The 9,161-nt window shown below is 59.2% G+C and carries 14 protein-coding genes and 2 pseudogenes; 4 read left to right on the forward strand and 12 right to left on the reverse strand.

The window, feature by feature from the left end; all coding sequences use genetic code 11:
* From KBI52_RS03570 to KBI52_RS03595, 6 genes are all read right to left on the reverse strand, one after another.
* Window positions 1–548: outer membrane protein (locus KBI52_RS03570; protein WP_210805363.1), on the reverse strand; the 548-nt coding region annotated here is incomplete at its 3' end.
* A gap of 291 nt (window positions 549–839) precedes the next feature.
* A complete protein-coding gene (locus KBI52_RS03575) occupies window positions 840–1,097 on the reverse strand; it encodes a WGR domain-containing protein (protein WP_210805365.1) in 258 nt (85 codons plus the stop codon).
* A 6-nt stretch (window positions 1,098–1,103) separates the two neighbouring features.
* Entirely contained in the window at window positions 1,104–1,439 is a 336-nt protein-coding gene (locus KBI52_RS03580; RefSeq protein ID WP_210805367.1) for a hypothetical protein, read from the reverse strand.
* 195 nt (window positions 1,440–1,634) lie between these two features.
* Window positions 1,635–1,814, reverse strand: a complete 180-nt coding sequence (locus tag KBI52_RS03585; protein WP_210805369.1) for a hypothetical protein — start codon at window positions 1,812–1,814, stop codon at window positions 1,635–1,637.
* A gap of 345 nt (window positions 1,815–2,159) precedes the next feature.
* Window positions 2,160–2,378 (reverse strand): hypothetical protein, encoded by a 219-nt coding sequence (locus KBI52_RS03590; protein ID WP_210805371.1) that lies wholly within the window; start codon window positions 2,376–2,378, stop codon window positions 2,160–2,162.
* A 182-nt stretch (window positions 2,379–2,560) separates the two neighbouring features.
* Entirely contained in the window at window positions 2,561–2,794 is a 234-nt protein-coding gene (locus KBI52_RS03595) for a hypothetical protein (protein ID WP_210805373.1), read from the reverse strand.
* 185 nt (window positions 2,795–2,979) lie between these two features.
* Between KBI52_RS03595 and KBI52_RS03600 the strand changes: the two are divergent.
* The 3 genes and pseudogenes from KBI52_RS03600 to KBI52_RS03610 form a co-directional block, all read left to right on the forward strand.
* Window positions 2,980–3,384: pseudogene (locus KBI52_RS03600) on the forward strand (IS6 family transposase); the annotation flags it as partial.
* 452 nt (window positions 3,385–3,836) lie between these two features.
* The gene (locus KBI52_RS03605; RefSeq protein WP_210805375.1) at window positions 3,837–4,181 is read left to right on the forward strand and encodes a hypothetical protein; all 345 of its coding nucleotides are present in this window, start codon (window positions 3,837–3,839) and stop codon (window positions 4,179–4,181) included.
* A complete protein-coding gene (locus KBI52_RS03610; protein WP_262266229.1) occupies window positions 4,178–4,987 on the forward strand; it encodes an alpha/beta hydrolase in 810 nt (269 codons plus the stop codon). The genes KBI52_RS03605 and KBI52_RS03610 overlap by 4 nt, the downstream gene beginning before the upstream one ends.
* Before the next feature lies 1 nt (window position 4,988).
* On the opposite strand, the gene KBI52_RS03615 is transcribed toward KBI52_RS03610, so the two are convergent.
* Window positions 4,989–6,191: an HAD family hydrolase gene (locus KBI52_RS03615; RefSeq protein ID WP_210805377.1), complete on the reverse strand. Its 1,203-nt coding sequence runs from the start codon at window positions 6,189–6,191 to the stop codon at window positions 4,989–4,991.
* Window positions 6,192–6,206: 15 nt separating this feature from the next.
* The gene (locus tag KBI52_RS03620; protein ID WP_210805379.1) at window positions 6,207–6,599 is read right to left on the reverse strand and encodes a hypothetical protein; all 393 of its coding nucleotides are present in this window, start codon (window positions 6,597–6,599) and stop codon (window positions 6,207–6,209) included.
* A 124-nt stretch (window positions 6,600–6,723) separates the two neighbouring features.
* Here KBI52_RS03620 and KBI52_RS03625 point away from each other — a divergent pair, with 124 nt between their 5' ends.
* Complete coding sequence (locus tag KBI52_RS03625) at window positions 6,724–7,026, forward strand: hypothetical protein (protein ID WP_210805380.1); 303 nt, start codon at window positions 6,724–6,726, stop codon at window positions 7,024–7,026.
* 340 nt (window positions 7,027–7,366) lie between these two features.
* Here KBI52_RS03625 and KBI52_RS03630 read toward each other — a convergent pair whose 3' ends face one another.
* The 4 genes and pseudogenes from KBI52_RS03630 to KBI52_RS03645 all read right to left on the reverse strand — a co-directional run.
* Window positions 7,367–7,684, reverse strand: coding sequence for a type II toxin-antitoxin system RelE/ParE family toxin (locus KBI52_RS03630; protein ID WP_210805382.1), 318 nt, complete (start codon window positions 7,682–7,684; stop codon window positions 7,367–7,369).
* Window positions 7,684–7,944 carry a CopG family ribbon-helix-helix protein gene (locus tag KBI52_RS03635; protein ID WP_210805384.1) on the reverse strand — a complete coding sequence of 87 codons (261 nt, stop codon included), beginning with the start codon at window positions 7,942–7,944 and terminating at the stop codon, window positions 7,684–7,686. Before KBI52_RS03635 ends, KBI52_RS03630 begins: the two co-directional genes overlap by 1 nt.
* Before the next feature lie 158 nt (window positions 7,945–8,102).
* Window positions 8,103–8,282, reverse strand: a pseudogene (locus tag KBI52_RS03640) (antitoxin Xre/MbcA/ParS toxin-binding domain-containing protein); the annotation flags it as partial.
* Between the two features lie 150 nt (window positions 8,283–8,432).
* The coding region (locus KBI52_RS03645) for a hypothetical protein (RefSeq protein WP_210805388.1) at window positions 8,433–9,161 on the reverse strand (729 nt) is incomplete at its 5' end.

Genomic DNA, 9,161 nt, shown 5'->3' on the forward strand with positions numbered 1-9,161 from the left:
AGCGTGTCGTCGTTGCCAAGGATGCCGAAACCATCCGAGACACCAGCGAACGCGAAGCCACCGGTCGCGTAGATCAAAGCGCGGTCAACCGCGAAACCGGCGCGAGCGCGGATCGAGCCCTGCCAGTCGAGAGCGTTGCCCGCGAAGCCGTAGTTCGTGAACACGCCGCCGCCGGGGCCAATGATGACGACGTCATCGTTGTCGTCGCCGAACACGCCTTCAACATCGCCTTCAACACCGACCACGAACGAGCCGATCTGGTAGTTGTACCCAGCATGGACACCGGCCAGGAAGCCGTCGCCGCTGTCACCAAAGTCGCCGCTCTGCACCACGAACCCGTTCGGGAGAACGATGTCGTTGTCGTTGGCATTCCAGCCATAGCCGACCTGGGCACCGACGTAGAAGCCGGTCCAGGTGAAGACCGGAACGGCAGCGATGTAGGGAGCCGGCGGAGCGGCACGCATCGGCAGGTCAGCAGCGGACGCAGCGGAAATGCCAGCAGTCGCGAAGGCGGTGGCGGCGAGCAAGCCGAGAAGACGGGTTTTCATGAGGAGAATCCTTAAGGCGAGGAGATCTTGAGACAGTTATGGAGAGGCGGGAAAAAAAGACTATGGCAAAGATGCAACACCGCTCCGGTTTAGGCCCTCCTTGATGAGGCCATGACGGTGATTGTGCTTACCAAGACGTTAACACTTCGTGGATTTGACAGGGTGGGGACCGTATGCCCTACTGGTTCTTGTTTTCGGACACTCCGAAGGCGAGGAGAGACTTAGCCCTGCCCCGCAGCGGGCAGGGTTTTTTGCGTCTGGAGCGCGGTCTCGCACCTCGACTGAGGCGGTTTATAAATCCCGATACCCGCGCCGGCGCTTCAGGGCGGCTAGCGCCTCCAGTGCCTTGCCGGCCGAGATTCCATCCTCGTGGATCTCCACCAGCTCCTGCCCGTTCGTTCCGATCCGGCCCGAGTTGCGCACCAGGCGCACGGTCCCGAACAGATCCTGTTCGATCATGAGGGAGTCGAGGTGCCGGATCCCCTGCACCAGATCGATCCGGTGCAGCACCAAATGGTGCTTGATCGGGGACCGGAGCTCGTCAGGCACGAAAGTTCAGCCCTTGGACCAGCCCATCCGGCCGCGGGGGTGTTCCTCCGCAAACGCACGAACCTCGGACGTCGGGATGACCAGACGGGATTGCCCTGTCGGACTTCCATAGTTCTTGCCGCTCTTCATGTAGAATGTTGTCCCGCCGGAAGACGGGGCCTTTTTCAGGTAAACGCGCCCCTGCTTCGGATTGACTACCTCGACCGCGGTCAGGATGAACCGGAGCGAATGGCCTTCGGTCTCGCGGATCGCGGCAGGTTCACCAGGCTCGACATTGCGGTCATATCGCTCAATCTCAGCCTGTGGCTGCGCCCCACTTGGATCAGAAAATTCCTCTTGCATCTGCCCTCCAGAACCTCGCCCTACCTCATCCACCGCGGCTTTGGCGACTTGCCCGAGAGCGAGGATACTGCTCCGGCCTGGTGGACAGATAGTGCCGGTAAATCCCACGACGCGCCGAGCGGCTGCACCCCGGCTTGCTTCCACGCCATTGGTGGGACTGCCATAGGGAGGACCGGGCAACGCTACCGTCATGGACTACTGCCACTGCCCCGACTGAAGGCCGCCTTTGACCAGGTGGACGTTGCCTATGGTCTCATCGCTCTTCGTTATGTGGAAGCGCGGGAAACGCACCTCGGGATCAAAGGCCATGAAGGACATGTCCTTATAGCCGCCGTCCGGGTACACGTCGTCGGTCTTCATCCAGTAGATCGACATTCCACAGTTCTCAATTCGCTCTGCCTTTCTACCACTTACCTCAGCTCGGCCCATCTCAGGATGAGCGGTTCTTGCCTGTGGGGCGATTTCGGTAGATCTGCTGCAACTTATGAGAGCTCTCCTCGCGGGCCTTGTTGGCGAGCTCTTTTTGGACCTCATCCAAGCGCCCGTGTTCTCGACCACATTGGAAGCACCGGACTAAGCCTGCGGCTTCAATCTTGGGCGGCAGGATTGCTTGCCCTGCTCCGCACTTCAGGCACGGGTAGGCAATTGTGACTGGTTGCGTCATAGATCAGTCGCCCCTTCCCACTTTCACGGCTTTAGGATCTGGCTCTGTCGGCCCGGTCAACCGCCTTGGCTCTGACGAATGCCCTGCAACAGCCGCTTCCGAGCCTCATCGATCATTAGATGCCAGTGCCGCTCCACGTCCTGATCGATCTGCTCGAGGCGCCGCTTCCCACGTAACTCGGGATACCAGCTTGAGCGCTCGATGGTCTCGCGCAGGATCGCGCGCGCCACGGCCTCGACCTTATCGTCTCGGATCGGGAATTGTTCGTCAGGCATGGCGCTTCATGAGAGTGCGTGGAGCCTTGCAATGAAAACCATCCCGAGCAGGATTGCCGCCCAAAACAGAAAATCGAGCCAATGGTTTCCGCCGCTCCACATTGACTGGTCCCTCAGAATTCCGTTCTGTCCTACTCTAACTTTCCTCGGTCATGCCGATAGTCCCTCTTCGGGGCTGCTCCTCAGGCGCGATCCACGCACGGCAGCGGTCGCCAGCCGATGATGTGACGATCGAAGTAGATATGGGTGCCGTAGCGCTCTCCGAAGACGCGCCAGTAGCTCTTTCTGGTGATGTCGTCGGTTTCCCAGACTCCGACCGTCACCGGATAGGCCGGCGGTGCCTGCCTGTCCTCGATCCAGAGGATCACAGGGGTTTTGTCACGCGGCGCCAGTCTGACCGGATACCAGTCGTCCATGATGGCTCTTTCCCGGTTCAAGAATTCAACTCCGCACTTCCCATCAAACTCCCCGGCTCTGCCTATAGCCTCTTTTCGGTTCTCCCAAGTGTTGGGGGAATGGATCGGGGCCCTGAGGCTTCCCGGGGGCACCGCCAACTTGGGGCGGGGCTTGGCAAGGCAGGCCGCGACGGGTAGGTGGCAGCATGACGTCCGCCACCAAGTCCCCTTACGCCGGCTACCGCTTTCCTGGCGAGGTCATCAGCCACGCGGTGTGGCTGTATTTCCGATTCCCGCTCAGCCTCCGGATGGTCGAGGAGATGCTCGCCGCCCGAGGGATCGAGGTCAGCCACGAGACCGTGAGGCAGTGGGCGCTGAAGTTCGGACAATGCTTTGCCAACCAGATCCGCCGGCGTCTGCCGGCAGTTGGTGACAAGTGGCACCTTGATGAGGTTGCGATTAGCATCGGCGCCAAGAAGCATTGGTTGTGGCGAGCCGTTGACCAGCACGGAGCCGTGCTCGACATCCTGGTTCAAAGCCGCCGTAACGCACAAGCAGACAAACGCCAGATGCGGAAGCTGCCTAAGAAGCAGGGCGGCGGATCACCGCCGGGTCGGATCAGATCGGATTGTTCTATCCGCGGCGAGGCGGTGGGCTTCGCATCGGTGGTGTCCGGTTCAAGGATGTCGTGTTCCAGCGACCGTCTCAGGTAGAGGGCACCAGGTGCGAGGTCGTTAATTTCCGCCTCGCTAATGCCCTTGCGAAAGCACGCAGGTCGAAGGCCCCTGTATGGGATCCGATCGCCTCGTCTCGTGAGTTCTCCCTTTTGGGAAACGCCGAGGTTCCGGAACTCGATTGGGAAAGCTGCATCATGCTATCAGCTATGGCGTTTGAGAGACTTCTGGAGCCCGCTCAGGCGACTGCTCAAGGTACCGCCGAGACGCTCGCAGATCTTTGGGCCCCCTACGCTGACCGGACCGTAGCTCAGGCGAAGAGAGTGAAAGCTGATTATCGACCGGATTTTGCGAGGGTGCAGCAGACGTGGCCCTGACACCGCAAATGGATGAAGGAATTTTACGAGGCGAGAAGTTCAAGAGCACACCGCGGCCCAAAGTCTGACTTCAGCCGGAACTGGAAAAACTGGCAGCACATGGTGATCGCTGCCTTTGTCTATCCACTCGCGGTCAAACTAAAGCTCGCCAATGCAGATCTTTATCAGCTGAGCGCGCGTGAAAAGGGTGCTTGCGAGGCCCTGGATCGGCTTCTCGATAGTCACTGGGGCAAAGGCTGGGAGAAAGATCCGGAGTGGTCGAAAATTCTTTCGATGGCCGAAGCCGAGCGTGAATGGTTGCGCATTATTGAAGAAGCGTACGACGAAACGATTAGGAAGGGCGAACTAGGTTCGTGAAACGAGTGCTCGCAATTATCATCTCCGTGGTCATCGGGATCTGGCTGGCCATTGCTCTTCTTGTTTTTGTCACCCAGCGCCATCTGGTTTTCCCGCGACACCTCCTGCCGCCGGTCGCGCGCATGGAGCAGCTCTCCCCAGAAGTTCAGGAGGTCACGGTCGAGACCGCCGACGGTGAACGTCTCTATGGACTGTGGAAAGCACCGCAAGCTGGCCGCCCCGTGGTCGTGTCATTTCATGGCAACGCCAGTGCTCCGGGTTGGGCCGCAGACCGGTTCTCGAATGGGCCGTGGGCCGCTCATGGCTGGGGCGTCCTAGCCATCGCATATCGAGGATATCCAGGCTCGACCGGTTCTCCGAGCGAAATTGGGATCCTAGCGGACGGTGAAGCCGCTATATCCTTCGTTCAAAAGGCTGCTCCTGAGTCCGCCATTCTGGTCCACGGCCACTCGCTGGGTACGGGGGTTGCTGTCGCCATGGCTGCGACCCATCCGGTTATCGGGGCATACCTCGAAGCGCCCTATGCATCCCTGCTCAGTCTCGCAAAGCGGCAGTTCCGGTATCTTCCAGGATTTCTGATGCGAGACCCTATGCGCTCGGATTTGCGGATCACTCGCGTGAAGGCACCGGTCATCGCAATCCATGGCAAACAGGATCCGGTAATTCCGGTCTCCTCTGCGAGGGAGTTGATCGGCAAGGTCACGAGCAATTCGCGATTAATCGAGGTCGACGGAGATCACGTCTCCATCCTTGGAGAGGCTGATGGTGAAGTCGAGGATTTCTTCCGGCGAGCCGTCGCGCCCTAAACTAATGAAAATCACTTTCACCTTCCGCAGCTCTGGCGACCTCCTTGACGTGCTTTGAGCGCAGCCGGTCGATCGGAGCCTCGTCATTGGTGTATCGACAGGGCGTGACAAGCCACTCCCACGCCTCCTCTTGCGAGGAAAAGAACCCGACCACTTGATCAAGCCCCTCTACCGGCTCGGCCCCGTCGAATTGTCGGACCGGGTAGATGTACTCTCCAGCGTCATTGCGGAAGGCGACCGCTCTATTGGCGTCGCGCCAGGTATCCAGGGTCGCCAGGGGGACGTGAAGCCTCTCCGCCAACTCGGTCGCGCTCAGGAGCTCGGATGCGGCCCAATCGGTTGAATCGTCATCGACCGTGATCTTACCAAGCAGAGCTTTGCCCTCCTCCAGGCTGACCAATCGCCCAAGTCCGGATCCTCTAATGAAGGTAGCCGGCATGGACGGGCTATCGGATGGCGCCTGCTGGGAGTTGCGCCCGATAACTTCATCCGCCGTGAGCGGTTGGTAAGAGGCCTCAGGGGCAGCGAAGGCTCTTGCCAGTTCCGCTTTCATGGCTGCGCCATCCTCATAGACCTCAGATTCTGCCGCCTCGACAGCCGCCTCGATCAGCGCGACAATATCCTCAGGCAGATCACCGACGATATGGACTCGCCGATCCAAATAGGCCTCCAACTCCGAAATCAGCAGCGCCGGCATGCCGATTGCTCGTGGTCCATCGACGTCGGCTGACGGCGTGTCGCCCACAAATTGGATTTCCGCCGGCTGTAGACCAAGCCGATCGCACACCAGCCTGAAAATGGCTAGATCCGGCTTCGCAAGCCCGACCTCATAAGAGAGGATCACGGCATCTGGAGTGTCTGGCAGGGCAGCTAGGAGCGGCGGCCCATACGGCAACGCCAGATTTGAGCAGACGCCGATCCGAAGGCCTCGCTCCCGAAGAGACTGCCATATTTCGGCAATCCCGGGCCGGAGGCGGATAGAGGCACATTCAGCCTGCAGGTCCGCTTCCAGTTTCGCCAGGTCGCCTTCCCCGAGCTCGTGGCCGACACCTGCGGCCACTTCTCGGAGGCTGAGAGGCTTAGTGAGGACCTCCTCGGCCGTGATGCCCTTCCCCACTCCCCGCAGCAAGGCACGGAACGGCCGCCGCTTGTCGGTGATCTCGACTAGCGTCCCGAAGGCGTCAAAGCAGATTGCTCGGATCACGCGTCGTCTCCTGATTCATCGCAGTTTCGACCGAGGGTAGGTTTTATCCGCCTTTGAGCCGTCCCGATAATCTTCAGTGATTTTGATTGCCTTGCCACCATCAATGATCTCGAATGTGACGAGAGTGCTGCTCGGCTTGTCCCGCCACTGACCGGCTTCATCAGCCCATTCAATCCTGTTTCCGCTCACGCGGCAGCGATAGGACCAGACCTTCTTATCCGTCGGGCGGGTGTAGGTGACCCAGAGGAAATCTGCCTCAGGCCGCAGTTTCATGATCGAGGGATCACGCCCCATGACGGCGGCTATTCCAGCGCGGCAGACCTCGGTCGGTGTAGCGGTAGATGTTTGGGCCACAGCAACTCCGGCCCCCGCGACAAGGCTTAAACTAGCGAGTGTCAGCCGGATCATGTTCGCCCCTTTTCAACTGCCGTCGTTATCCCTTGGATCGCATACCATGAAGGCGCGACGGTATTGTTGCGCAGCGATGTTCGTCCTACGTTCTATTCATAGTCAAGCCCGAGTGGAGGTGTCGATGGCCACGTACGTTGTTGCTACGAGGAGCGAGGCCCAGCCCAGTCATACGACAGCCGAGGAGCATGTCCGAGAAGTACCGGGCGTTTGGATCATGGGCGGCAGCGATCCCAATCGCGTCATCATCGAGGCGACAGACCTTGCGGCAGCGGAGATTGAGCGCCGCTTCGGTAGCGTTCTCTCGATTGAGCCGGAGATCCACTCCCCGGAGCAAGGGTTGAAGGCTCTCTTGGCGTCCGCCCCGTTGCAGGATCTCGAACTCGATCGTCCTCCTGATTTCGGTCGGGACGTCGACTACTCATGAGGCCGGTCGATCCTTCTTTTTGAACAAACAGCTTCCTTTTTGCAGGTTGAGCTTGACCGTGTGCGCAAGTTTCATGTTCCATATATGTTCCTTTTTGGAAATAAGGAGGATCGCCAATGTCCACCTACGTTGTCGCGACTCGACGGGAAGCTCAGGCGAGCCCATCCACAGCAGAGGACTACGTTCGGGAGATGCCAGGCGTCTGGATTAGAGGCGGGACTGATCCTAACCGCATCACTATTGAGGCGTCAGAGCTCGCGGCGGCCGAGATTGAGCGTCGGTTTGGTAGCGTGCTCTTGATTGAGCCGGAGATTGTTGCCGATGCAGTTGGACAGGATGGTCAGTCCGCCTCGTAGTCGTAATCGTCGTCCAGAGGCACATCCGGAGGTAGTTGGCGCCCGTGACGAATGGCGAGGACGTGGATCTCGTTGCCAACGACCTCATAGTCCATCAGATAGTCTCCGACGACGAGCCGGCGCATCCCCCTGATCGGCAGTTCCTCGCTTTCAAAGCCCATCCCGTCGAATGCCGCCAGGTTGCGCTGGGCGTTCCGCATCTGGCGGGACAGGTTCCGCGCCGCGGCCGGGTTCAGCTTCCTTAGGTAGGCGGTCTCTCGAAGTAGGTAGGCCCGGGCGTTCTCGGACAGCCTGACGCGCATCAAGCCGCCTTGCCGTTGGCGATGGTCTCGATCTCGTTCAGGACGTCTTCCATATCGTGAGACTGGCCGCTGGCGATCTGCTTGCGGCCCTCTACGGCCGCGAGAATATCCTTACCCTCGCCAGCGAGATACAGCTTGAGGGCGCGGACCATGACCCATGACCTGGTCCGGTCGGTAGCTTCTGCGATCCCCTCGATTTCGCGCAGAACCTCAAGGGGGAGCCGCAGGGTGATCGGATCCGACAGTTCCGGTTTCGGCATCAGCCCTCTCCTATTTGTAATACACGGTATTACAACCCGGTTGGAAGGTCAATGTTCCTGGAGCAGCTGGTCGAGGAGAGGCGCAACGCCGGCGATATCATCGCTTTTGGTATGTAAGCTGAATCCAATCGGCACGGATCGACATCGCCCTTCCTGGTTCATGAATAGAGGCCGGATTTTACCGCTTCCAGATAGGCCAGGACCTTATCCGCCTTGCCCTGTTGGACGAGGTCATAGGCTGTCTTTCCGTCCCAGCCCGGAATTGGCTGCTGCTCGAACCAGATCACAGCGCGTTGCTCGTCGCCCGCCAGCTCTTCAGCCATTTTGAGGATCCGGAGCGTCGCCTCATCCATAGTCATCCCCAATCGCCTTTCATGCGGCTACTGTACGCCAAGGTATGCCCCTATACGATCCCCAGACCCGATAGGCCGTCGGCCAGTCAATTCCCTTGGCAGCGCTCCTCCCAACTGCAGGAGCATCAAGGGCCTCTAGCGTGGAACAAGCAAGGACTCGACTAGTTGCTTGGACCCGGAAGCTACTATGGTGCTTTGGGCAAAGATGGTCTGATTGATCCTGCGAACGTGTTGGCCGCCGATACCCTCGATCCGGATCTCACCTGGACTGCCATATGGCGCTACAGCCACATCTCGGGCGACCGGCAGCCAAAGCTCGACCTCAGGATTATCAAGAGACGAGCCGTTCCGGACGCCTAACCGTGCCATTGGACTGCTTCCCAAGATGAATGATTGAGTGTCTCGAATTATGACTGCGATGGCCAGACCCTTACGGCGCAGAGCTTGCTCGACCATCGGGGATGGATCACGAATAGCCGCCACAAGCGAATTCTGCTTAAAGCGTTCAACGAATTCCGGGCTCTTAAACTGTTCCCGGATTTCCGCGGGAACAGGCCCAACCGCAGCCTCATATTCGCCTATGATCGCATCGATCCGCTCCGGAGTAACCTCATTGTCACTGACCGCTTTGAAAAAGTCTGGAACGCGCTTCTGTTGATAGATGAAGAAGCGGGTCCAAGTCTCGAACTCTGACGGACCGAGTTGGGGATCTACTCGCTGTCTGGCTGCACAAACTAACTTCTCGATGATCCAGTTCGTGTCGCTTTCGACCGTCGAAAAATACTCTTCGAGAGCAGGGCCCTGTACCGCCCGCAGTTTTTGAGACACCGGATTGAAGCCTACGCGGCGAGGGCCGCGGATGGA

The organism is Microvirga sp. HBU67558 (assembly GCF_018069605.1).
Lineage (GTDB): Bacteria > Pseudomonadota > Alphaproteobacteria > Rhizobiales > Beijerinckiaceae > Microvirga > Microvirga terrae.